The sequence below is a fragment of the Streptomyces sp. NPDC001594 genome (genome assembly GCF_042893675.1).
Lineage (GTDB): Bacteria > Actinomycetota > Actinomycetes > Streptomycetales > Streptomycetaceae > Streptomyces.
Genome location: NZ_JBIAVB010000013.1, coordinates 115,550 through 138,474 on the forward strand (window position 1 = coordinate 115,550; position 22,925 = coordinate 138,474).

Consider the following 22,925-nt stretch of genomic DNA (forward strand, 5'->3'; position numbering starts at 1 on the left):
GGGGCGGCTGGTTCGACGGCAGACGTTCGAGCGTAGGGGGCGCGGCTGCCGGCGCCCCTCCCCCGTTCGGCCCGTCGGCCGGGGGCGACGGTCCTGGCCGTTCGGGAGTCGGTCTACGGTCCGACCGGGTAGCCCCCCGCGGACTCCCCCGACTCCGCCGCGTCCGCGCTGTCGGGGCCCCGGAGCAGGGGGTCCTCGCCGGAGCCCGCTTCGTCCGGCAGGTCGGACGGTTCGGAGAAGTCGGAGAAGTCGGAGCGGTCCGACAGGCTCCGCCACGGGTCCGCGGAGTCCGTCGTGTCGGAGCCGAAGCCGACCGCCCGTTCGACGCGTCCGCCGTCCGACGAGCGGTCGGACCCGTACCGGTACCAGGCCGAACCCTCGGCCGGCCGCTCGGTTTCGATGAACGCCGTGCAGGCCATCCAGTACAGGTCCGTACCCGCGAACAGGGCCAGGACGCCCTGGCATTCGTGTGTCATCCCGGCGTCCACCTCGGCCTGCGTCGTCGGGCATTCGCCGACGGCCCCGGTGCACAGGCGCAGCACGTCCGGCACGGGGCCGACCCCGGGCCGGATCAGGACGTGGTCCTCGGACTCCGTCCCTCCTGAGATCCATGCCTCGCCGATCGCCGGGTCGCCGTGCAGCGCCAGGTTGGGGACGGCCCCCTCCGCGTCGGCGAACGCCAGAGGGCCCCACAGCTGGTCTACGACGTCGTGCCCGCCGGAGCAGTAGAGCACACCGTCGCCGTCATCGGCGTAGAAGGCGATCGACGTCCCCGGCGGCAGGGCGACCCTCTCGTTGCCGTGCGAGGTGGCCCAGCCGTCGGCTTCGATGCCCCCGATGCCCACGAAGACGTAGCTCATTTCGTCCCTTCACGATGTGTCGAACCGGGAGCCGGCCTCTGGTCCGTGCGGTCCGGACGCGGTGTCCCCTCCCCGCAGGGGGACGCGGGGAAGGGACGCCGCCGCTGCGGAGCCGCCCCGTTGCGGAGGGGCGACGTCGCCAGGCTAGGGGGGCGCGGCACCCCGGGCGTCGGCCGTTCCGCCCGCGATCGGGGGGTCCGGCGGATGGCGGACGGGGACGGGCCGAGGGGTGTAGTCCTCGCGCGGCCTCCCCAAAGTCTGCCCGTTCGGCCGGTGAAGCCACGACCCGGGAAATTAGGGTGTCGTTCACCGTCGCTCAAGGGAACGATAAATGGACACGCTCGACTTCGGCCGCGTGAACCTTCCGCATGAATTGACCAGCACGTACTGGGCGGTCGATTTCCTCTTCGCCAACGTGGGAAAGAGCCTCGACGAACTGTGGGAGGACCCGCACCCCGACGACCATTACACCGGCGCATTCAGGCGTTACTGCTGGCACTACCGGTCCCAGTGCCTGCCCCCCTGGGAAACCGATGTCTCGGAGGAGGAGTTCCTCGGACTCCCTCTGGGCCTCTTCGACGGCGGCAGCCGCACGGTCCGGTCCGTCATGGGCGCGACGCACGAGCAGTTCGCCCACGTCTACGCGTGCTTCCAGAACGCGATAGCCGAGGAGAGGAAGCCCCTGTCGAGGGACGAGAGGGAGGAAATACAGCAGTCCCTGCTCACGACGCTCCGGGCCGTGGACGCCCTGCTGGCCACCCTCGACCCCGACCCCGGTCCGGAAACCCACCTGGCCCCCGCCTCGTCCCGGCAGCCGGACGACTTGGGACGATGGGTGCTCGTGGACGGGAACACGACCCGGCATGCGGAACGCGAGCAGATCGACTCGGCCTACTTGCGGGGATGCAAGAACAACGTGACCAAGGGCGACATCCGCAGCCAGGTCAATCTCTGCCGAACTCTCGCGGGGCGCACAGGCATCGAGCCCATCACCAAGATCCTCGACGATCACGGGTATTTCCGGCACGCCCGCGACCTGTTGAACAGGAATATGGCGGAAGCGGTCCGCCGCAACAACCGCGAGTGGGCCGCGTACTGCGAACGCAAGGGGCTGGGGCGCAATTCGAGGGCCGCCATGCAGGCGTTGTTCCATGACCGGAGCACGCTCGAGGTCATCGCCACCCTCGCGGCCGCCGGTCTGGAGGCGAGGCACCGGGAGCGGTTGGCGAAGGCCCTGCGCGCCGACACCCGGGGCAGGCGGAGGCCCGGCTCCCGCTGAGCGGCCCCTTACGGTTCTGGCCGAGCGTCACCCGGTGCGGCCGTCCTTCGCGCGCGGCGGCGGCCACCGACAGGTCGACCGGATCGGGGGCGCGCGAGGTCGACCGGAAGCGGCGGGCGGGGGTTCCGGGCGGCGCCGTCGTTGCCCGAAAGGGCCGTGAAGAGGGCAGGGGCGACCCCGCCACGTCCCACAAGTGCCCTGTCGTGGAACGATCCCGGGGTGGCGGGCACCCGGCCGCGCAGCCCCCGGGAGGCCAGGTGGGCGATGGCCGGGTTGAGTCGAAACCGCACGCATTTCTGAGAACTGGGGACATCGATGCAGTACACGGAATATTCCGTCGCGGAGTTCAGGGACCTGGTCGACGCCGCGCGGACGAGCGTCGACCAGATGCTGGACGAAGCCACCCGCCAGGCCGACGAGCAGCTGCAAGCGGCAGGTGAGCGGGTCTTCCGGTACATGCAGCGGGCCGACGCCATCCGCGCCGCGCAAGGCCGTTACGTGGAGGCCGTCCAGCTGGCGGCGGCCTCGTTCCTGTCGGTCTGTGACGAGCTGTTGTCGCTCCAGGAAGGCTACGACGCGGAGGTGGACCAGGCCTGCGGCCTGATGGGCGCGGCCCCCGGACAGGGACTGGCGAGCGACGCCGGGACCGTGGCGGCCCTGTCGGCGAAGGTCCGGGAGATGGCGAGCGGCTACGCCGACAGGATCGAGGAGGTGCAGGTCCGCTACGTCACCGCGTGGAACGCCCTCGCCAACGAACGCGACGCGCAGCTCGACCTCTTCACGAGCGTGGTCGCGCAGGAATGCGGCGTACTCGTGGAAACGCTCGACTCCGCCGTCCACACCGCGCTCCACACCGGGGAAATGGCCGTGTCGGCGGCGTACAGCGGGGCGAAGGGGGCCGCCATCGCCATGGTCGTCGCCACGGCCGTCGGGGTGGCCGGGGCGACGGTCGCCGTCAGCGCCGCGGGCTCGGCCGCCACTGCGATCTGGAACTACTTCGCCACCCCCGTGCTCGCGGACTGACGCCGGGACGCCCCCCGTCGGCCGGCATCGTCCGGAACATGGCTTTTCACCCGGTCCTTACCGGCATGCCGGATACCATCCGTAGCCCGCGCCATCCCGCGCCATCCCGCGCCATCCCGCGCCGGCCCGGGCCATGAGGTCCGCCGAGAGTCCGAACGGAGCCGTAGACCCGCGATGGGTGAACCCCCCGGTCCCTGCCGTGCCACGTCCTGCCCGCAGACCCACGAGGCCGCCCGGCCGGGAGCGGGGGCGGCACGGTGACGGAGATCCTCCTCCTGCTCCTCGCGCTCGCGCTGACGCTGGCCTGCGCCGTGTTCGTCGCCGCCGAGTTCTCCCTGACCACCGTCGAACGCGGCGAGCTCGAACGCGCCACCGCCGCCGGTGAACGGGGTGCGCGGAGCGCCCTGGCGGCCGCGAAGCGGCTCACCTTCCAGCTGTCCGGCGCCCAGCTCGGCATCACCGTCACCTCGCTGGTGATCGGCATGCTCGCCGAACCGTCGGTGTCCTTGCTGCTGCGCGGTCCGCTGACCGCGCTCGGGCTGCCCGCCGACGCGGTGCCCGCCACGGCGACCCTGCTCGGCGTCGCCCTCTCCACCGTGGTGCTGATGGTGGTGGGCGAGCTGGTGCCGAAGAACTGGGCGATCTCCCGGCCGCTGGCCGTCGCGAAGGTCGTGGCGGGCCCGCAGCGCGCGTTCACGGCCGTGTTCGGGCCGCTGATCCGGCACCTGAACGATACGGCCAACCGGCTGCTGCGCCGGTGCGGGCTGGAGCCGGCCGAGGAGCTGGCCTCGGCCCGCACCCCGCAGGAACTGGTCGCGCTGGCCCGGCACTCGGCCCGCGAGGGAGCGATCGAGGCGGACTCCGCCGAACTGTTCGTCAGGACCCTGCGCCTGGCCGAGCTGAGCGCCGAGAACGTGATGACCCCGCGCGTCGACGTCCACGCCCTGCCCGACCGGGCCACGGCCCGGGACGCGGCGGAACTGACCCTGGCCACCGGCCTCTCCCGCTTCCCCGTCTACCGGCTCAGCCTGGACGAGGTCATCGGGACCGTCCACATACGGGACGTCCTCGCGCTGGACGAGGACCGGCGGGCCGGGACGCGGGTGACGGAGCTGATGACCGCGCCGCTCCTGGTCCCGCACTCGCTGGCGGTCGACACCCTGCAAGGCCGGCTCGCCGCGGCCCGCACCATGGCCGTGGTCGTCGACGAGTACGGCGGGACCGCCGGCGTCGCGACCATGGAGGACATCGTCGAGGAGGTCGTCGGCGAACTGCGCGACGAGCACGACCCGCTGGAGGTCCCGGACCTGGCCGAGGCCCCGGACCAGGACGGCCGCAAGGTCTGGGAGGCCGACGGAAGCGTGCGCCTCGACGAGCTGGAGGAGATCGGCTTCACCCTCCCCGAAGGCCCTTACGAGACCCTGGCCGGTCTGATCGCCACCCGCCTGCAGCGCATCCCCGTCGCAGGCGACACCCTCACGGTCGACGGCTGGGACCTGGACGTCCTGGACGTCCGGTACCACCGCGCCGATCGGGCGGCGCTCACCGCCCCCGCCGGCACCGCCCGTACCGCCCCCGCGATCGGGGAGGACGCCCGATGACCGCGCTCCAGCTGCTGATCGGCGCCCTGACCCTGGTCACGAACGCCTTCTTCGTCGCCGCCGAGTTCGCACTGCTCTCGGTGCGCCGCAGCCAGATCGAACCGGCGGCCCTCAAGGGCGACCGGCGGGCCGGGGCCGCCCTGTGGGGTCTGGAGCACCTCTCGGCCGTGATGGCCACCGCGCAGCTGGGCATCACCATCTCCTCGCTGGTCCTCGGCGCCGTCGCCGAGCCCGCCATGGCACACCTGCTGGAAGCCCCGTTCGCGGCGGCCGGCGTGCCCGGGCCGCTGGTCCATCCGATCGCGTTCGTGATCGCGCTGGCGCTGGCGACGTACCTGCACATGCTGCTCGGCGAGATGATCCCCAAGAACATGGCGCTCTCCGCCCCCGCGCCGGCCGCCCGGCTGCTCGGGCCGCCGCTGGTGGCCCTGACCCGGACCCTGCGCCCGGTCGTGTTCGGCGTCAACACCCTCGCCAACGCGCTGCTGCGGCTGCTGGGGGTGGAGCCGAAGGACGAGGTCGCGGCGGTCTTCACCCACCAGGAACTCGCCCTCATGGTCAAGGACTCCCAGGACGCGGGCCTGCTCGGCCCGCAGGACGGCGAACGGCTCCAGGACGCCCTGGAGCTCGGGACGCGCAGGATCGCGGAGATCATGGTCCCCCGCGACGGGTTCGTGACCGTGGGCCGGGACGTCACCCCGCGCACGCTGGAACGCACCGCCGCCCGGCACGGCTTCTCCCGGCTGCCCGTGGCCGGCCCGGACGGCGCGGTCCTGGGCTTCCTCCACATCAAGGACGCCCTGGCCGCCGCCGACCGGAGCGCCCCGTTCCCCCGCAGCACCCTGCGCACCATGACCGAGGTGACGGTGGACACCCCGCTGGACGACACCATGACCGCGATGCGCACGGCGGGCACGCACCTCGCCGCCGTCACCGGTGCGCGGGGCACCGTGGTCGGCTTCGTCACCATGAACGACGTCCTGGAGGAACTCGTCGGCGCGACGGCCGCCGGTCAGCGGAAGCGGACCTGGTAGGGGGAGCAGCGGGCCAGTTCCGCCGCGACCAGCCTGCGCCGGTTCGGCGGGACGTCCTCCAGCAGCAGCCATCCCTCAGGGGAGCCGCGGTCGCGGCGGCTGTCGTTGGGGACCACCGAGAGGCTGCAGTAGGCGTGGTCCCCCAGGCCCGCCGCGAAGGCCGGGTGGTCGTGGGCCGCGCCGACGGCGAAGGCGGATGCGCTGACGACGCAGTGCAGGACGCGGCCCCGGCCGGCGGCCCGCAGGGCGTCCCTGTTCGCGGCGGTCAGGGCCTGACGGTCGGCCTGGAGGAGGCCGCGTAACGTGTCCTCGGCGAAGGCCTGGAGGCTGCCCTCGCTCGCGAAGGTCCGCTCGACCCAGGTGAACACGGCGAACGCCGCGATCCAGTACAGGTCGTCGGCGTGCGGGAGGCCGAGGGCGCCGTCGCACGGGTGGGTCGCCCCCGCGTCGGCCTCCTCCTGCGTGGTAGGGCAGGCCCCGAGGGTGTCGGTGCACAGCAGGACCGGATCCGGGCGGCCTCCACTGCCCGGTTCGACGAGCGTGTACCCGTCGAACTGCGCGTCTCCCTCCCACACGTCGCCGAGGCCGTACAGCGTCAGGTTGGGGACGCGGATGCCGCCGCCGAACGACGGCCAGGGGGCCGCGAGCTGGTCCCAGATGTCGGGCGCGTCCAGGCCGAGGAACAGGCCCTGTTCCGCCGTCAGGCAGTGGAGCGTGGTCCCCCGGGGGATCACGGTCTCCTCCGGGCCCGGCGTGCAGCGGGTGTCGGCTTCCAGGGACCCTCGTCCCAGCAGGATGTACGGCATCGGGCGGCCGTCCTCTCGTCCGGGGAAACGCGTCCCCCGATGCTGTCGGCCGGCGACACCCCCCGACAGCCCTTCTCAGGCAGCCGTTCGGGCACCACGGCTGCCCGAACGGGTCGCGCTGCGTCAGTCCGCGCCCGTCCGGCGGCCGCGCCACACCGTGAGGGCGATGACGATGCCGGAGCCGATGATCCACATCACGCTGGGCCAGGCGGCCGCCCGCTCGACCAGCCCCTGGATCCCGGGGTCCGGCTTGATCGCCGTCACGAGGGTGAAGACGAGGGAGGTCACCCCGCACACGATGCCGAGCGTGCCCCAGTACGGCCGACCCGCCTGCCTGAGCGTGGCGCCGAGCACGATGATGCCGACGCCACCGAAGAAGAAGCAGGTCCCGGCTGCCACCAGGTGCGCCACGGGATGGAGGTTGTACGGGGTGAGGCCGCTCGCGGTGAGCCCCGCCCCGCCGACGGCCAGCGACCCGAAGGCCAGGTTCCGCGGCCGGTCCGCAGGCAGGAGCACCGCGTTCAGCAGCGTGCCCGCGACCAGACAGATCCCCCCGGCGATCCAGGCCCCGTCGGCGGCGTCGTGCAGGGGGGAGCAGAAGCGGGACCCTCCGACGTAGCCGCACTGCGTGATGCCGAGCGCCGAGATGATCTTGGCGATCAGGTTCTGGCTCGTCGCACGGGGAAGGACGATCGCGTTGTTCACGACGAAGATCTGGACCAGGGACGCCCAGAGGAGCCCTCCGGCCATGAGCCTCTTCGAGGCGGCGAAGTTGAGTCGGCGCACGGTGCAGCCCGATCGACGGCGGTTCCCCCGTGCCCAGTGTGTCGCTCCGGCGGGACGGGGAGCGCCATCCCGGCCCGGCGAGTCCCGGAACGCCCGGCCGGCCGGGGGACGGCCCGGGACGGCGCCCGGTGCGCGGCAGCCCCGCCCTTCCGCGCAGCGGCGCACGCCCCATCGGCTGCCCCATCGGCCGCTGCCGGCCGCTGCCGGTGACTGACAGCATCGGTGCCGTCACACCTGCGGAGGAAGGCGAGGCCATGGCCCTGATCCTGCTGGGCTTGGGGAAGCCGAGCGCCGGTCCGGGTGAGGTCCCCGAGGGGATGCAGTTCGTCGCGGTTCCGGCCGGGGTCACGCTCCACGTCTGTTCCGACGAGGGCTGGGGGCTGGGGTACGGGCCGGGCCAGCCCGGCATCTGGGAGCAGCTCTGCCGCCCCCGGAAGACGAGCGGCGCGTGCCAGGTCGCCAACGGCCTGGCACTGCGGGGCGGCTGGGAGCTCCACGACGAGAGGCTGCTGCGGCATGGCGACTTCGCAGGCCACACCGTGGTCGCGGCCGGCGGCGCGGGCCCCGATCCGCTGCTCCTGTGCGACGGCAGGCCCGACACCTGCCCGACCTCTCCGGCGCAGCTCGCCCTGGGCTGGACGCACGACTGCACCGGCGTCCTCGGCCGGGCGGGGCTCTCGGGAGACGTGTTCCTGATATCGGCCTTCTTCACCCACTCCTTCGAGGATCCCGGGCCCACCGCGGCCTGCCCGCCGCCGGGGGGCGCCGGCTGCGACGGGCCGGGCGGGTCGGCGCGCTGGACGCCGGACGCCGCCGCCCTGGCGGAGATCGCGGAGGTCAACCGTGTCGTTCTGGGCCGGGCCCCCGAACCACGGACCGGCGCCCTCCCCCGCGAGCGCCTCTTCTGCATGGCGGGCGGAGGCCTGTTCCTCGTCTCCCGCGACACCGACTTCAGCAACCACGACCCCGTACACACGGGCTGGGTGATGCGCCACAGCGGCTACGCCGACCTCGGGAAGCTCTTCCTCGACCACGGGGCCGGCCGGGACGGCGTCATCAGCATCAGCTACTTCGGGGAGCTCCCCGAGCGACAGGCTGAGTTGATCAAGCGCTCCGTCGAATCGCTGTCCGACCTGCAGGTCATGTTCATGTAGGACGAAGGGATCTTTGCGTGAACCTCATCGGCTACGCCGCGCTTCCCGCACTGCTGACCGCCCCGGAGCCGGCGGCGGGTTCCGCCACCGCGGCCGGCGAGATGGGCGCCACGCCAGAGCAGTTCGCCGAGCTCTTCGCCTACTTCCGCCAGGCGTTCGCGGAACGTGCGGGACGCCTACGCCCAGGTCGCCGCCGGTGAATCCCTCCGCAACGCCGCTGCCGCCCCTGAGGCGCACGCCGACCTGGGCGGCCAGGCGCTCTACTGCCAGGCCGCCCTGGACCATGAGGCCCTCAGCCTCCTGCGGGAGGTCCTTCGCGATCGAGGCCGGCGGCCACGGGATGGACGCCCGGCAGCGGGAGCGTCTGGCTTCGAGGCCGGAGGGGCCGTGACGGAACGGCCTGGCCCGGACGGGGAGTCGGGTTCGCCCGTACGGCCCCCTTCCCGGGCGCCGTGCGCAGGTGGCGGCCCCCACCGGTACTAGCGTCGGCCGACGGTCGCCGGTCGGCGGCCGCCGCGATCCCGACGGAGCCCGAGTGCCGACACCTGACCGCCCCCGCCTCGACTCCCGCGGCAGGCTGGTGCTGGCCTCGCTGGTGCTGATCATCTTCGTCGGATCGCTGGACTCGACGATCCTCGCCACCGCCCTGCCGACCATCGCCGCCGACCTGGGGGACCTCCAGCACCTGTCGTGGGTGGTGACCGCCTACCTGCTCGGCGTCACCGGCTCGGCCCTGATCTGGGGCAAGCTGGGCGACCTCTACGGCCGCAAACCCGTCCTCCAGACGGCTGTCGCGCTCTTCCTCGTCGGCTCCGTCCTGTGCTCGCGGGCGCAGAACCTGCCCGAACTCATCGGCTTCCGTGCCCTGCAGGGCATGGGCGGAGGCGGCATGTGGGTGGTTCCGCACGCCGTCCTGACCGCGCTCGTCGGCCCCCGGGAGCGGGGCCGCTACCAGGTGTACATCGCTGCGGCGGGCGCCTCGGCCTGCGTCCTCGGGCCGCTCGCGGGCGGTGTGCTGGTCGAACACGGCTCGTGGCGGTGGGCGTTCTACCTGAACCTGCCGCTGGGGCTGGCGGTCATGACGGCCCTGGCGTTCTGCCTGCGCCCGCAGCGGCCGGAGGAGCAGCCCCGGATCGACTACTGGGGAAGCCTCCTGATCGCCTCCTGCGCGGCCGCGGTCACCCTGATGGTCACCTGGGGCGGCGTCGTCTTCGCCTGGTCGTCCGCGCCGATGCTCGTGCTGTTCGCCGTCACCGCCGTCCTGATCGCCCTGATCTGGCGGGTCGAACGCAACCACGCCGAACCGCTGCTGCCCGCCCGGGTGGTGCGCGAGCGCGTCTTCCGCATCGTCGTCCCGCTGTCGTTCTTCTTCTGGGTCGTCCAGTCGGGGGTGGTCAACTACCTGCCCCTGTTCTTCCAGGTGGTCAAGGGGACCTCCCCGACCGTCTCGGGGCTGCTGCTGCTCCCCATGTCGCTCAGCGGGCTGGTGTCCTACACCGTCAGCGGCCGGGCCGTCTCCCGCTCGGGCCGCTACCGCCACTTCCCCGTCATCGGGTCCCTGCTGATCGCCATCGGGCTGGGCCTGTGCACCGGCCTGACCAGGGAAGCCTCGCTGCTGCTCTACGGCGCCGCGCTGCTGGTGCTGGGCCTGGGCTTCGGGCTGGTCTCGCAGATCGCCCTGATCGCCGCCCAGAGCGCCTGCGCGTACCGGGACATCGGCGTCGTGACCTCGGGAGTGATCTTCTTCCGGAACCTGGGCAGCGCGTTCGGAGCGGCGCTCTTCGGCGCCGTCCTCAACCGCAGGCTCGTGCACCACCTGACCCGGGGCATCGACACGGGGGAGTTCACGGCCGCGGAGGCCGCCCGTATCCACAAGGGGCAGCCCCTGTCCGTGCCGGACATGGCCCCCGCCGCCCGGCACACCTACGTCGACGGCTACGCGGCGGCCGTGGACGAGGTGTTCCTGGCCGGCCTGGCCGTATCCGTGCTGGTCCTGATCCTGGCCTGCGTCCTGCCGCACGTACCGCTGCGCGGGACGATGACCAAGCCGGTGCCACGCAAGGACAGCACGGTGATCCCCTCGCTGCCCCTCGGGGACGAACCCGTGCGCAAGGCCCTGGAACACCTCGCCGAAGGCGGCCTGCGGCCGGTGCGCCGGCGGGCCGGGGAGCTGGCCCTGCGTCACGGCGTCTCCCTGGAGGAGCTCTGGCTGCTGTGCGCGGCCGCCCACGGCGGCGGCGTGGAGGAGGGGCAACTCACCGAGGTCATGGGCGTCTCCCGGCGGACGGTGGACTCCCTGCTGCGGACCCTGCGGGCCAAGGGGCTCCTCCAGGACGCCGGCCGGCACTCCGTACCGACCGCGGACGGCGGCGAACTCGTGGCCGACCTCGCTGCGGCGCTGCGCGCGCAGCTCGAACTCCTCGCCGTCCCAGGGCCGTCGGGGCCCCCGGACCTGCGCGCCTACGCCGTGGAGATCCTGGCGGAGGGATCGGTCTTCCGCACCGGTCCATAGGGTCGCCCCATGGCCGAAAAGGAACGGTTCGCTGCCTGGAAATCTGCCTTCTCACGGGCTGTGGGGCCGCCGGGTGTGCGGCAGCATCGAAGACCTGGCCGAGCCGAAAGAGAACACATCACCCATGGGCTACATCCTGCTGGGACACGGAAGCCTCGACCTGGACCCGGAGCGGACGCCCCCCGGCACGGAGATCGTCGGGATCCCGCAGGGGACCAGGATCCAGTTCTACACGGACGTGGGCCAAGGCCTGGTCTTCGATGCGACCGAGCTCGGCGTCTGGGACCGGCTGACCTCGCCGTGGCCGCCGCTCGACTGCAGCAACGTCACCTACAACCTGACGCTCGACAGTGCCCGGCGGCTCGAGGCCGCCGCGCTGCGCCACGGCCCGCTGCTCGGCGGACACCAGCTGGTCCGGGCCGGTCTGGACGGCTTTCCCGACCCGCTCCTGTTGTGCACGGGCACCCCCCGGACCTGCCCGACCGACACCCGGCAGGCCGCGGCCGGGGCCAGGCACCGGTGCGACGGCGCCCTGGGCCGCCTCCAGGGCCACGACCTGCACTGGCTGGCCTGCGCCCTCGTCGAGCCCGCCGGACAGGAGCCGGTCGACACCGTGACGGCCGGACTGTCGGACGCGGTGCTGCTCGGGGAGGACCCGTACTGGGTTCCGGACGCGTCGGACCACGCGGCCATCGAGCGGGTCAACCGGGCGAACGCGGAAGCCGCCGGGGACGGGGAGACCCTGCCCTACCTCGTGGGCGGCTCCACGCTCCTCATAGGCGAGGGCCACACCCGCAAGCACGAGATGTACGCGCGGCACCAGGGCGACAGCGCCGCCGGGTGGTGCGACGTCTACCGGGGCGGGGAGACCTCCGCGGTCGGCCTGTTCCACATGTGGACCGTTCCGCTCCACCACCGGCCCCTGGTCGAGGAGTGCCTCAAACGGCTCTCCGACACCGCCGAGGTCGCCTTCGTCTGACCGGGGCGCCCGGGGCCGGGTCAGTACCAGTGGTTGCGCTGCCAGAAGTCCCAGGCGCCCTGGGGGCTGCCGTAACGGGTGTTCATGTAGTGCAGGGCCCATGCGATCTGGGTCGCGGGGTTGGTCCGCCAGTCGGCACCGAAGGCTGCCATCTTCTCGGCGGGCAGGGCCTGCCCCAGCCCGTAGGCGCCCGAGGGGTTGCGGGCCGTCGGGTTCCAGCCGCTCTCGTGTGAGATGACCTCGCTGAACGCCTTGTACTGGGCCGCGTCGGGGATCCGCTGGTGGGCGATCTCCTGCGGGGTCCGGGTGTCCGCCCGGGCCGAGGCGGCGCCCGCGAACGGCACGCCGACCGCGATCACGGCGGCGGTCAGCAGGGCGACAGCCCCCTTCCTGCGGCGGGTGGGTCGGGCTGTCGGGACACGGTGCACGGGCGGCCTTCCGTCGGGGGTTGGGGCACGATCCCCGCCGGTTGCGGCGTCGGGCCGCCGGGGGAACCGCTCCACCCGGTGTAGACGGCCGGTCCACGGCGCCGCAAACACCCCCCGCTGCTAAGCCCGTTCGTAGGGCTCGGGCTCGCGGCCCCCACCGTGTAGCCGGGCGGGAGCGCAGGTGGCGACGGCGGCGAGGGCCGGCGAGGAGCCGACGAGGCCCCCTACCCGCCTTCGTAGGACGGGCCGGGACGTGCTCTGCGTCACGGTGAAGGAGGGCCGGTGGGAGGGACGGCGGACGAGCACCGGCCCGCCGACCGGTGGTCGGCCGTGGTCCCCCGGCCGACGGGCCGACCGGGGGGGCGGTGGACGACGCCACGTCGCTCCGTCACGGGCGGCAGCACTCGCCCCGCCCCGTGGCGGGCGGCGGGAGGGTGATCAGCACCGACGTGCCCCGGGGGCCGGAGGAAATGGTCATGGTGCCGTCGGCCGCCTCGATCCGGACGCGCAGCGAGGCGAGGCCGATGTGGCCCTCCAGGAGCTTGCCCCGGAGCTCGCCCGGGGCGATGCCCAGGCCGTCGTCGCCGACCTCCAGCCGCCACGTTCCGGCCTCGTCGGTGAGGGAGACCTCGAAGCCGGTGGCCCGTGCGTGGGTGACCACGTTGTTCAGCAGCTCCCGGACGGCCGTGAAGACGAGGCTCTCGCGCGGGTCGGGGGGGTCGGGATGCCCGGGACGGCCCGTGTCCTGCTGCACGTTGACGGTGCAGACCCCTTCCAGACCCGTGCGTTCCGCCGTGTTGTCGGCCAGGAGGCACAGGACGTGGCCGATGCCCTTGGCCTCCAGCATCAGCGGGTGCAGGGCCGTGGTGAGGTCGCGCAGCTGCCGGGAGACGTCGAGCAGCCGGTCGCGTGCGGTGGCCACGTCGTCCGGCGCGGCCGGACCGCGGGCGGTCGTGCCCAGTTCCAGGCGTACGGCCAGGACGGACTGGAGCGGCCCGTCGTGCAGCAGCTCCGCCAGCGAGGCCCGCTCGCGTTCCTCTGCGCGCATCACCTCGGCCAGCAGGTGGGCCCGTTCGCAGACGAGCTGGCGGATGCGGGCCTGCCGGTCCTGGTACTGCCGGGAGACCACCACACAGGCCAGGCAGGCCAGGACGAGGAAGGCGAGGACGGCGAGGGTGTTGCGGTCGCCGACGCGCTCGCGCAGGCTCGCGTCGAGGAGCAGCAGCGCGAGGTACGAGGCGAAGCAGGCCAGCGTGATCAGGGCGGTGTGCCGTACGCGCAGCTGGAACCCGGCCGACATGGGGACCAGGAACAGGGCCAGCGCCAGGGCGGGCGAGCCGTCCGAGACCGCCTGGAGGACGACGACGACCGCGATGTCCGCGCAGAGCATGGCCATGGCGGGCCGGGCGGGGGACCGCCGCGCCGGCAGGTGCCGGCGTGCGGCCACCACGGCCAGGACGAGGGCGCCGTAGCCGGCGAGGACGGCCGCCTGCGGCAGCGGGACGAGGTCCTCGCCGGGGTCCTCCAGGGCCGAGGCCAGTGCGAGGACGCCGAGGAACCCCAGGCGCAGCCAGGCCGCGAGGCGGGTCACGTCGGCCCGGTGGGAGGTCAGGACGTCGGCGAGGTCCGCGCCGGCGTGGGTGCACCGCGGTCCCCAGCCGTCGCCGGCGGCCGCCGTGCGGTGCGACGGGCAGTCGCGGATGTGGGGGACCTCGATCGGCCGGCCCGGCCGGTGGGGCGGTCCCGCGGGTGCGCGTTCCGTCCGTACATCGGGGCCGGGGGCGGCCGTGCGCCGGTCGGGGCCCGCGTCAGTCGAGGATGCCACGGCGCATGGCCTCCGCCACCACCGCTGCGCGGCCGGACACGCCGAGCTTGTCGCAGACGTGCTGGATGTGGGTCTTGACGGTGGACGGTGCCAGGTAGACGGCGCGGGCGATGGCCGGGGTCGACATGCCGGACGCGAGCATGGTGAGGATCTCCCGCTCCCGCTGGGTCAGGCGGGGGTCGCGGACCTCGCTGCGGCTGCGGATCTCCGATATCAGCCCCGCGGTGAGCCGGGGCGGCAGCACGGGGTCGCCCCGGTGGCAGGCCTTGACGGCCTCGACGATCTCGCGGGGCTCGGCCTCCTTGGTGAGGTATCCCCAGGCTCCGTCCCTCAGGGCCTGGTACACGGTCGCGTTCTCGGTGAACGCGGAGAGGATCAGCATCCTGGTGGCCGAGCCCGAGCCGGACGCGGTGAGGGCGACCTGGACGCCGTCGAGTCCGGGCATGCGGTGGTCGAGCACGGCCACGTCGGGCTCGACCTCCATGATGGCGGCGAGCGCCTCCTTGCCGTCCGTGCAGACCCGCACGACGTCGAGGCCTTCGTCCGCCTCCAGTTCCCGGCTCACGCCGTGGCGGTAGACGGGATGGTCGTCCGCGATCAGGACGCGGATGCGTCGCGGCCTGGTCGTGCTGTCCATGTCGGGCCTCCATAAGTGACGAGTTCCCATCGTGTCCATCGCGGTCGGCGCGCGTACGAGACGTTCGGGCAGCAATTGGACCGATTCGAACCGGCCCTTTCGGGGGATTGACTGCGCGCGAACGGGCAGAGGCGCGCCCGGATCGAGGGCGGGTGCGGCGCCACCGCGCCCGGTCTCCCCGGCCACCGCCTCCGCCGCGACGGGACCGCACGGCAGCACGGCCGCCGCGGTCGGTGGTCGGTCCAGCCTCGGCCGTCGGGACGGGTCCGCAGGCGGCCCCTTCACCTGCCTGATGGTGCACGACTCGGCCGTGACATGTGACGTATCGGTATGAGGGAGCACCTCATACCGATCAAGGAGAGTCATGTCCCCTGGCCCGCATGCGCATCCGGAATCCCCGACCCGCCGCAGGCTCCCCAAGCGCGTCGCCGTCTACGGCGGCCTGCTGGCGGCCGTCCCCCTCGCCGCGTTCGGCGCCGCCACGATGGGGCACGCCGTGTCGCTGACGCCGGCTGCGGAATCCACGGCCGCCCAGCCCTTCGAACAGTCCGTCACCTCGGACGGTACCGACACCACATGGACCTTCAGCCTCAAGGACCGCCGGCCCCTCGGCTACGTCGGCGTCAACTTCACCCCCAAGGGCCAGGGGCAGCAGAGCCTGGAGATGAAGGCGTCCGCGGACGGCAAGACGTGGACGCTGAGCCGGCCCGCCGGGGTCACCACGAAGGAGTTCACGTACTTCTTCGTCTACAAGAAGGCCGGCGCGAACGTGAACGAGCCGACGACCCCGGTCTTCGACCAGAGCGGCCGTCCCGCCGGCGGCCCCTCGAACCCACCGGAGAAGCCGGTCGACCCGCCGGCCGGCGGCAGCTTCCCCCTCAAGATCGTCGCCAAGGACTCCGACCGGGACGACTACGTCACCATCGTCGGCCAGGCCACCCCCGGCCGGTACTCCTACGTCACCGCGGACGGCGGGGTCAAGCCGGTGACGGACCAGCCGAACGGCATGTCCTTCCCGCTCAAGTCCCTGGCGGGCGGCACCGTCTCGCTCCCGCCGGAGTTCCAGGGCGGCCGGATCTTCCTCTCCAAGAAGCCGCTCTCGATGCCGCCGGCCACGTCGAACGGCGCGCCCAGTGACGTCGGGTACGTCCAGCCCGACCTCAACAACCCGGCCGATCCCAACCAGGGCAACCCGTACGACTTCTTCGAGTTCACCTTCAAGCACGGCGCGGCCGGCCAGAAGGGCATCCACTTCGGCGGCAACACCACCCAGGTGGACGGCTTCTCCCTCCCGATGACGGCCACGCTGAAGCAGGAGTCGTCCGGCTACGAGCAGACGGTCGGCATCCAGGGCAAGAGCGCCGCCGAGGTCATCGCCTCCTACAAGAAGTTCGTCGGCGCCGACTCCGACTTCGCCGGGCTGGTCGACGCTGCCGGCACGCACATCAGCGCCCCGCGCTCCGCCAAGGCCTTCCAGGGGCCGGGCGCGCACTACTTCGACAGCGCGGTGAACAGTGCCTGGTCGAAGTGGGGGAACGGCTTCAAGCTGGTCAACGGGGCCGACACCTACGAGGGCCGCACCGAGGGCGGCAGGCTCAGCTTCAAGAAGTCGGTGAACGGCAAGCCGACCGGCGAGTCCGGCTCCGTGGGCAAGCCGACCACCCCCGAGGTGGCCGCCTGCAACGGGGCGCTCTCCACGGGCTCCGACATGGAGAAGTTCGTCGAGGCCCACCTGTGCGCCGCCTTCAACCGGGGCATCACCCAGAACGACCCGTCGACGTGGAAGGACCCGAAGACGTATTACCCCGCCGGGGCGACGTCCAACAAGTACGCGGCCTTCTTCCACAAGGAGGGCCTGCGGGGCCTGGCGTACGGGTTCGCCTACGACGACGTGCACGACCAGAGCTCGGTGATGATCCTGCCGAACGCGAACGCGCCGACCAGCCTGACGCTGCGCGTGGGCTGACAAACGCCGGACGCCCGTCCGGGGGGACGGGCGTCCGGAGGTGGTGCGGGGACCGGCGCTCTCAGGCGGCGGTCTTCTTCAGCCAGGCCACCGGGTCGAGGAAACCGCCCTTGCGGTACTCGGGCTGGGTGCGGACCTCGAAGTGCAGGTGCGGACCGGTGCTGTTGCCGGTGGAGCCGACGTAGCCGATCAGCTGGCCGGCCTGGACCTGGGCGCCGGGCTGCACGCTCTTGCCCGAGAGATGGGCGTAGAGGGTGTAGGTCCCGTCCGCGTGCTTGATGCGCACGTTGACGCCGTACGACGGGCTCGAGTCGGAGGCGATCACCGTGCCGCCGGCCGCGGCCTTGACCCGTGAGCCGTGGGGCGCGGCGAAGTCGCTGCCGGTGTGGTAGCCCGCGGAGTATCCGGCGGAAGCGGTCCCGAAGTTCCGCCCCTCCGCGTTCGCGACGGGCTTCACCCGGGAGGACTTCGGCCCCTGGGGCTGGGGACGGGGGGACTCCTGCCGCGCCTCGGACGTCGGGACGGGCCTCGGCGCGGGCTTGGCACCCTGCCGCTGCGGGGCCGGTGCCGTTGCCTTTCCGGGCACCTTCAGGACCTGACCGGGCAGGATCACGTCCGGGTCGGCTCCGATGACGGGCTTGTTCGCCTCGTAGAGCGCACGCCAGTCCCCGGCGCCGCCGTCGCCACCGTGGCGCACGGAGATGCCCTGGAGGGTGTCGCCGGAACGCACCGCGTACGTACCGGACGAACCCGAGCCGGAGCCCTGCTCCTTGGCGGCCGGCGGCTTCGCAGGCGCCGGGGGCTTCGAGGGGGCCGCGGGCTTCGTGGGGGCCGGCGGCTTGGAAGCGGCCGGGGGCTTCGAGGGGGCGGGGGCCTTGCCACCCGTCTTGCCCACCAGCCCGTTGAGGGGGTAGCCCGTCTTCGCGTTGCAGGTCCAGGCCCTGGGCCCCTGGCCCTTGAGGATCTGCTCGGCGACCGCTATCTGCTGGTCCTTGCTGGCCAGGTGCGGCTGCGGCGCGTACTTGAGCCCGCCGTACTCCCTCCAGGTGGGCAGCTGGATCTGCAGGCCGCCCGTGGAGCTGGCGTGACCGTACGGCAGGTTCCACCGGCCGTTCGACTCGCACTCGGCGATCTTGTCCCAGGCGCCGGCACTGTTCGGCGCGGCCGAGGCCGTGCCCGACAGGACGAGGGGGGCGGCCAGGCCGATTCCGGCCGTCACGGCCACCGAGGCCGCCTTGTGCTGGACGCCGCCGCTGCTCGGTCTGCGGTGTCGGTTGTGTGTTGCCATGTGCGGTTTCCTCCGTCAGCCGGGAAGGACACGGTGGGGGTTCGGCCTCCGGCGCCGTACAAGGGGGGTGACGGCTCCGGAGAACTTCGAACGTATCTCCGCGTCCACCAGGACCAGCAGGACCGAAGGGCCAGCGGAAGGGGACGCCCGGAGAGGCCGGTTCGGCGGCGTCACGGACCCTCCGGGGCATGGCCCGATCGGGGGAGGGCACCCGCTCCGGGCAAGGACGACAGTGATGGTCGGCCGTCGTGCGCATCGGCGGCCTCTCGTGAGGTGATGCAGTGAACAGCAATTCCGCCCGCTCCACGCCGGGTGCCCCGTCCGCCCCCCTCGGGCACGTCGTGTTCATCACGGCGGCCGCCGCGATGGGCGGCTTCCTCTTCGGCTACGACAGCTCCGTGATCAACGGCGCGGTCGTGGCCATCCGGGACCGCTTCGGCGTCGGGCCCGAGGCCCTGGCCCAGGTGATCGCCGCGGCGCTGATCGGCTGCGCCATCGGCGCCGCCACCGCCGGGCGGATCGCCGACCGGATCGGCCGGATCCGCTGCATGCAGATCGCCGCGGTCCTCTTCACCGTCAGCGCGGTCGGTTCGGCGCTGCCGTTCGCCCTGTGGGACCTCGCGCTGTGGCGGGTGATCGGCGGCTTCGCCATCGGCATGGCCTCGGTGATCGGCCCCGCCTACATCGCGGAGGTGTCCCCGCCCGCCTACCGCGGCCGGCTCGCCTCCTTCCAGCAGGCCGCGATCGTCATCGGCATCGCCGTCTCCCAGCTGGTCAACTGGGGCATCCTGCACCTGGCCCACGGAGAGCAGCGCGGCGAGCTCGCCGGTCTCGAGGCCTGGCAGTGGATGCTCGGCGTCATGGTGGTCCCGGCCGTCCTCTACGGCCTGTTCTCCTTCGTGATCCCCGAGTCGCCCCGGTTCCTGATATCCGCCGGCCGCACCGAGCGGGCCAAGGAGGTGCTGCGCGAGGTCGAGGGCGGGCACGTCGATCTCGACGCCCGGGTGTCGGAGATCCGGCAGGCGATGCGCTCCGAGCAGAAGTCCACCTTCAAGGACCTGCTCGGCGGTCGGTTCGGGCTGATGCCCATCGTCTGGATCGGCATCGGCCTGTCGGTGTTCCAGCAGCTGGTGGGCATCAACGTGATCTTCTACTACAGCTCCTCGCTGTGGCAGTCCGTGGGCATCGACCCGGGGAGCTCGTTCCTGTACTCCTTCACCACGTCGATCATCAACATCATCGGCACGGTGATCGCGATGGTCTTCGTCGACCGCATCGGCCGCAAGCCGCTCGCCCTGATCGGCTCCGTCGGCATGGCGGTCTCGCTCGGCCTGGCCGCCTGGGCGTTCTCCTACAAGACCGGCACGGGAGCGGACATCGCCCTCCCGGGCACCCAGGGGACCGTCGCGCTGATCGCGGCGCACGCGTTCGTGCTGTTCTTCGCCCTCTCCTGGGGCGTGGTGGTCTGGGTGCTGCTCGGCGAGATGTTCCCGGGCCGGATCCGGACGGCGGCGCTGGGCGTCGCGGCGGCCGCGCAGTGGGTCGCCAACTGGGTCATCACCGTCTCCTTCCCTCCCCTGTCGGAGTGGAGCCTGTCCGGGGCCTACGTGCTCTACACGGCGTTCGCCCTGCTCTCGATCCCCTTCATCCTCAAGTGGGTGCCGGAGACCAAGGGCAGGGCACTGGAGGAGATGGACGCCCCCCGCGAGGCGCCCGTGCCGGCGGGCCGGTAGCCGGCCCGCCCCGGGCCCGGCGCCCGCCGGCCCCCCCGGTCGGCCCCCCGATCGTAGGAGGGCGACAGCCACCGACGGGGGGCCGACCGGGGGCAGCGCCGGGGCGCCCGCCCTCCGAAGAATGAGGACGCGGGCGTCGCACGGCCGACGTGACCGCCCCCCGACACAGGAGAACTCGTTCCGTGAAGATCGAAATCGGCGTCGTCGTCGCGGCCGCCGTCGCCCTGGCCGTCAGCCCGGTCGCCCTCCCGATGGCGGCCCGCGCGAGCACCGCGCCCGCCCCCGCCACGCAGGCACCCCTCGACCTGGACGTCCGCGCGCTGCGGCCCAGGACGACGCCCGTGGGCCACGGCGCCCAGGGCGTCCCGGGCCTCCCCGTCACCCTGGTCGGGGCCTCCGCGGGCTGACCGGGCCCGATCCTTTCCCCCACCGCCCCGTGCAGACGCGTTGAAGACCCGATGAAGACCCGATGAGGACCCGCTCGCCATGACCGATGCCACGCCCCCCGCACCGAGCCGCCGGTGGTGGCGCTCCAACAGGCCGCGGCGCACGGGCCCGCGCCGGCTGCTCCCCACCTGGCGCCGGACGTCCGGGGTGGTGCTCTCGGTGCTCGCCCTGAGCATCGGCGGCGTCCTTTTCGTCTACTCCCGGGTGGACGTCCCCGACCCGAAGGCCTCGGCCACCGCGCAGAGCAACGTCTACCGCTACGCGGACGGCACGGTGCTCGCGCGGACGGGTGAGTTCAACCGGCAGGACGTGGGTCTCTCCCAGGTGCCCGAGTCCGTCCAGCAGGCCGTGCTGTCCGCGGAGGACCGCGGCTTCTACCACGATTCGGGCATCGACCCCGCCGGGATGCTGCGCGCGGCCTGGAACATGGCGTGGGGCCGCGGCACCCAGTCCGGTTCGACCATCACCCAGCAGTACGTCAAGAACGCCTACCTCGACCAGGAGCAGACCCTCACCCGCAAGGCCAAGGAGATTGTCATCGCGGTCAAGCTGGCCCGAGAGGAGTCCAAGCAGAAGATCCTGGAGGGCTACCTCAACACGAGCTACTTCGGCCGCAACGCGTACGGGATCCAGGCCGCCGCGCAGGCCTACTACGGGAAGGACGCCTCCCAGCTGACCACCGCCGAGGGCGCCTACCTGGCCGCCCTCCTGAACGCGCCCAGCGCCCTCGACGTGAGCACCGACCCCGGCGCACGGCCCCAGGCCGTGGCCCGGTGGAACTACGTGCTGGACGGCATGGTCAAGGAGGGCTGGCTCGGCGCACCGCAGCGGCGGGCCATGACGTTCCCCGACCCCGTGAAGCCCAAGCCCCCGGCCGGGCTGAAGGGCCAGCGGGGCTACCTGGTCCAGGCGGTCGAGCAGTACCTCGTCGACCACAAGGTCGTCACCGCCCGGCAACTGGCCCGCGGCGGCTACCAGATCACCACGAGCATCGACAAGAAGCGCGAGGACGACCTCGTCAAGGCCGTCCAGGACAAGGTGACCGCCAAGCTCGACGGGGACGACCCCGAGGACCGCAGCGTGCGCGTCGGCGGTGTCTCGATCGACCCCGCGAACGGAGAGGTCGTCGCCCTGTACGGCGGCACCGACTACACCAGGCAGTACGTCGACAACGCCACCCGGCACGACTTCACGCCCGCCTCCACCTTCAAGCCGCTGCTGCTCGCCTCGGCGTTCCAGAACCACGCGCGGACCCGGACCGGCGAGCCGATCACCCCGGACACGGTCTACGACGGCGACGACAAGAGGCCCGTCCAGGGGTCGCCCGTCCCGTACGCTCCGGAGAACGAGGGCCAGGTCAGCTACGGGCCCATCACCGTCCGCAGGGCCATGGACGACTCGGTGAACACCGTGTTCGCGCAGATGGCCGTCGACGTCGGCCCGGCGAAGGTCAAGCGGACGGCCGTGGCCATGGGAATCCCGGCCGGCGTCCCCGGGTTCGGCGCCGGCCCGGCCCTCGCGCTCGGCGTCATGCAGGCCAGCGTCCTCGACATGACGCAGGCGTACGCGACCCTCGCCGCGCACGGCCTCCACACGCCCTACACCCTGGTCGACTCCGTCACCCGGGGCGACCACCACGTGACCCTGCCGGAACGGACCCCCGAGCAGGCGGTGTCCCGGCTGGCCGCGGACACCGTGACCTCGGTGCTGCGGAGCACGGTCGCCGACGGCACGGCCAAGGCAGCGCAGGCCGGCGGCCGCGAGGCGGCGGCCAAGACCGGCACCGCGGAGGACGACAAGGCCGCGCTGTTCGCCGGATACACCCCGGATCTGGCGACGGTGGTCTCCGTCATGGGCCAGGACCCCGACACCGGTCGGCTCGAGCCGCTGTACGGGGCGCTCGGCCAGAACCGGGTCAACGGAGGCGGGCCGCCCGCCGAGGTGTGGGCCGCTTACACCAAGGCCGCGCTGGCGGGCACCGCGCGGTCCTCCTTCGACCTCCAGCCGATGCCGGCCGCCACGCCGGCCCCGCCCGACCCTCCGGGCAACGGCTCGGCCACGACACCCCAAGGAGAGCTCTGATGAACCGTGCCACCGACTGGATCGACCAGCTCCTCGCCGAAGAGGTCGAGCTGCTGGAGTGGTCCGCCTGCGTACCCCTCGCCGCGTCCGGGCCGACGGCCTTCACGCTCGGCGGCACGCTGAAGTTCGAGAAGGTCGACCTGGCCGTGGAGGCGGAGCTCGACGTGGTCCTGGAGGAGGACGGCTGGCAGGTGAACGCGATCCGGCTGCCACAGGACCACAAGTGGGAGGACAGCACCTGGAACCGTCCCGACCACGACGTGCGGGCCTCCTCCGACGCGAAGGACCGGGTTCCGCGCATCAGGGCGATGGCCCGGCTGAACCTCTACCTCCTCGAAGCCCCGTACCTGGGCCGCTCGGGTTACGTCAGCCCGCTGCACGGGGACGGTCCGGTGGACTTCGACGCCGTCGGCTCCGGGAAACTGGGCGAGGCGCTCCAGGACGTCCTGCGCCGGGTCGGCTGAGCAGCGGGGCGCACCCGGGGC

At 72.7% G+C, this 22,925-nt stretch carries 20 protein-coding genes; 13 read left to right on the plus strand and 7 right to left on the minus strand.

Annotated features, from left to right (window positions below):
- Positions 1-113: 113 nt before the first annotated feature.
- Complete coding sequence (locus ACFY0O_RS25170) at positions 114-860, minus strand: hypothetical protein (protein WP_388950260.1); 747 nt, start codon at positions 858-860, stop codon at positions 114-116.
- Between the two features lie 331 nt (positions 861-1,191).
- On the opposite strand from ACFY0O_RS25170, the gene ACFY0O_RS25175 reads away from it, so the two are divergent.
- From ACFY0O_RS25175 to ACFY0O_RS25190, 4 genes are all read left to right on the plus strand, one after another.
- Positions 1,192-2,139, plus strand: coding sequence for a hypothetical protein (locus tag ACFY0O_RS25175; protein ID WP_388950262.1), 948 nt, complete (start codon positions 1,192-1,194; stop codon positions 2,137-2,139).
- 315 nt (positions 2,140-2,454) lie between these two features.
- The gene (locus tag ACFY0O_RS25180; protein WP_388950265.1) at positions 2,455-3,162 is read left to right on the plus strand and encodes a hypothetical protein; all 708 of its coding nucleotides are present in this window, start codon (positions 2,455-2,457) and stop codon (positions 3,160-3,162) included.
- Between the two features lie 257 nt (positions 3,163-3,419).
- Complete coding sequence (locus ACFY0O_RS25185) at positions 3,420-4,763, plus strand: hemolysin family protein (RefSeq protein ID WP_388950268.1); 1,344 nt, start codon at positions 3,420-3,422, stop codon at positions 4,761-4,763.
- Positions 4,760-5,797: a hemolysin family protein gene (locus ACFY0O_RS25190; protein WP_388950271.1), complete on the plus strand. Its 1,038-nt coding sequence runs from the start codon at positions 4,760-4,762 to the stop codon at positions 5,795-5,797. The genes ACFY0O_RS25185 and ACFY0O_RS25190 overlap by 4 nt, the downstream gene beginning before the upstream one ends.
- Here the strand turns inward: ACFY0O_RS25190 and ACFY0O_RS25195 are convergent.
- Both ACFY0O_RS25195 and ACFY0O_RS25200 read right to left on the minus strand, forming a co-directional pair.
- Positions 5,776-6,603, minus strand: a complete 828-nt coding sequence (locus ACFY0O_RS25195) for a hypothetical protein (protein ID WP_388950272.1) — start codon at positions 6,601-6,603, stop codon at positions 5,776-5,778. The genes ACFY0O_RS25190 and ACFY0O_RS25195 overlap by 22 nt on opposite strands.
- Before the next feature lie 123 nt (positions 6,604-6,726).
- Entirely contained in the window at positions 6,727-7,389 is a 663-nt protein-coding gene (locus ACFY0O_RS25200; RefSeq protein ID WP_388950275.1) for a DUF998 domain-containing protein, read from the minus strand.
- Between the two features lie 254 nt (positions 7,390-7,643).
- Here ACFY0O_RS25200 and ACFY0O_RS25205 point away from each other — a divergent pair, with 254 nt between their 5' ends.
- From ACFY0O_RS25205 to ACFY0O_RS25220, 4 genes are all read left to right on the plus strand, one after another.
- On the plus strand, positions 7,644-8,543 hold the full coding sequence (locus ACFY0O_RS25205) for a hypothetical protein (protein WP_388950277.1): 900 nt from the start codon (positions 7,644-7,646) through the stop codon (positions 8,541-8,543).
- Positions 8,544-8,560: 17 nt separating this feature from the next.
- Complete coding sequence (locus ACFY0O_RS25210; RefSeq protein WP_388950280.1) at positions 8,561-8,743, plus strand: hypothetical protein; 183 nt, start codon at positions 8,561-8,563, stop codon at positions 8,741-8,743.
- A gap of 335 nt (positions 8,744-9,078) precedes the next feature.
- A complete protein-coding gene (locus ACFY0O_RS25215) occupies positions 9,079-11,055 on the plus strand; it encodes an MFS transporter (protein WP_388950283.1) in 1,977 nt (658 codons plus the stop codon).
- Positions 11,056-11,179: 124 nt separating this feature from the next.
- Complete coding sequence (locus ACFY0O_RS25220; RefSeq protein WP_388950286.1) at positions 11,180-12,034, plus strand: hypothetical protein; 855 nt, start codon at positions 11,180-11,182, stop codon at positions 12,032-12,034.
- Positions 12,035-12,054: 20 nt separating this feature from the next.
- Here the strand turns inward: ACFY0O_RS25220 and ACFY0O_RS25225 are convergent, their stop codons facing one another.
- The 3 genes from ACFY0O_RS25225 to ACFY0O_RS25235 all read right to left on the minus strand — a co-directional run bounded on the left by ACFY0O_RS25225 (position 12,055) and on the right by ACFY0O_RS25235 (position 14,924).
- A complete protein-coding gene (locus ACFY0O_RS25225; RefSeq protein WP_388950288.1) occupies positions 12,055-12,462 on the minus strand; it encodes a lytic transglycosylase domain-containing protein in 408 nt (135 codons plus the stop codon).
- Positions 12,463-12,850: 388 nt separating this feature from the next.
- A complete protein-coding gene (locus ACFY0O_RS25230; protein ID WP_388950290.1) occupies positions 12,851-14,287 on the minus strand; it encodes a sensor histidine kinase in 1,437 nt (478 codons plus the stop codon).
- Entirely contained in the window at positions 14,271-14,924 is a 654-nt protein-coding gene (locus tag ACFY0O_RS25235) for a response regulator (protein WP_388950291.1), read from the minus strand. Before ACFY0O_RS25235 ends, ACFY0O_RS25230 begins: the two co-directional genes overlap by 17 nt.
- Before the next feature lie 364 nt (positions 14,925-15,288).
- On the opposite strand from ACFY0O_RS25235, the gene ACFY0O_RS25240 reads away from it, so the two are divergent.
- Positions 15,289-16,890, plus strand: coding sequence for a beta-1,3-glucanase family protein (locus ACFY0O_RS25240; protein WP_388950293.1), 1,602 nt, complete (start codon positions 15,289-15,291; stop codon positions 16,888-16,890).
- Positions 16,891-16,951: 61 nt separating this feature from the next.
- Here the strand turns inward: ACFY0O_RS25240 and ACFY0O_RS25245 are convergent, their stop codons facing one another.
- Positions 16,952-18,178: a peptidoglycan DD-metalloendopeptidase family protein gene (locus ACFY0O_RS25245; RefSeq protein ID WP_388950295.1), complete on the minus strand. Its 1,227-nt coding sequence runs from the start codon at positions 18,176-18,178 to the stop codon at positions 16,952-16,954.
- A 281-nt stretch (positions 18,179-18,459) separates the two neighbouring features.
- On the opposite strand from ACFY0O_RS25245, the gene ACFY0O_RS25250 reads away from it, so the two are divergent.
- The 4 genes from ACFY0O_RS25250 to ACFY0O_RS25265 all read left to right on the plus strand — a co-directional run bounded on the left by ACFY0O_RS25250 (position 18,460) and on the right by ACFY0O_RS25265 (position 22,904).
- Positions 18,460-19,911, plus strand: a complete 1,452-nt coding sequence (locus ACFY0O_RS25250; RefSeq protein ID WP_388950297.1) for a sugar porter family MFS transporter — start codon at positions 18,460-18,462, stop codon at positions 19,909-19,911.
- 182 nt (positions 19,912-20,093) lie between these two features.
- Positions 20,094-20,318, plus strand: a complete 225-nt coding sequence (locus ACFY0O_RS25255) for a hypothetical protein (RefSeq protein ID WP_388950299.1) — start codon at positions 20,094-20,096, stop codon at positions 20,316-20,318.
- A 79-nt stretch (positions 20,319-20,397) separates the two neighbouring features.
- A complete protein-coding gene (locus tag ACFY0O_RS25260; RefSeq protein WP_388950302.1) occupies positions 20,398-22,440 on the plus strand; it encodes a transglycosylase domain-containing protein in 2,043 nt (680 codons plus the stop codon).
- Positions 22,440-22,904, plus strand: coding sequence for a hypothetical protein (locus ACFY0O_RS25265; protein ID WP_388950305.1), 465 nt, complete (start codon positions 22,440-22,442; stop codon positions 22,902-22,904). Before ACFY0O_RS25260 ends, ACFY0O_RS25265 begins: the two co-directional genes overlap by 1 nt.
- Positions 22,905-22,925 lie beyond the last annotated feature (21 nt).

Excerpts from the sequence above, each read along its gene's own strand:
- ACFY0O_RS25170 (WP_388950260.1), bottom strand. The coding sequence starts at position 860 with ATGAGCTACGTCTTCGTGGGCATCGGGGGCATCGAAGCCGACGGCTGG.
- ACFY0O_RS25175 (WP_388950262.1), top strand. The coding sequence starts at position 1,192 with ATGGACACGCTCGACTTCGGCCGCGTGAACCTTCCGCATGAATTGACC.
- ACFY0O_RS25180 (WP_388950265.1), top strand. The coding sequence starts at position 2,455 with ATGCAGTACACGGAATATTCCGTCGCGGAGTTCAGGGACCTGGTCGAC.
- ACFY0O_RS25190 (WP_388950271.1), top strand. The coding sequence starts at position 4,760 with ATGACCGCGCTCCAGCTGCTGATCGGCGCCCTGACCCTGGTCACGAAC.
- ACFY0O_RS25195 (WP_388950272.1), bottom strand. The coding sequence starts at position 6,603 with ATGCCGTACATCCTGCTGGGACGAGGGTCCCTGGAAGCCGACACCCGC.
- ACFY0O_RS25205 (WP_388950277.1), top strand. The coding sequence starts at position 7,644 with ATGGCCCTGATCCTGCTGGGCTTGGGGAAGCCGAGCGCCGGTCCGGGT.
- ACFY0O_RS25220 (WP_388950286.1), top strand. The coding sequence starts at position 11,180 with ATGGGCTACATCCTGCTGGGACACGGAAGCCTCGACCTGGACCCGGAG.
- ACFY0O_RS25235 (WP_388950291.1), bottom strand. The coding sequence starts at position 14,924 with ATGGACAGCACGACCAGGCCGCGACGCATCCGCGTCCTGATCGCGGAC.
- ACFY0O_RS25240 (WP_388950293.1), top strand. The coding sequence starts at position 15,289 with ATGTCCCCTGGCCCGCATGCGCATCCGGAATCCCCGACCCGCCGCAGG.
- ACFY0O_RS25245 (WP_388950295.1), bottom strand. The coding sequence starts at position 18,178 with ATGGCAACACACAACCGACACCGCAGACCGAGCAGCGGCGGCGTCCAG.
- ACFY0O_RS25260 (WP_388950302.1), top strand. The coding sequence starts at position 20,398 with ATGACCGATGCCACGCCCCCCGCACCGAGCCGCCGGTGGTGGCGCTCC.
- ACFY0O_RS25265 (WP_388950305.1), top strand. The coding sequence starts at position 22,440 with ATGAACCGTGCCACCGACTGGATCGACCAGCTCCTCGCCGAAGAGGTC.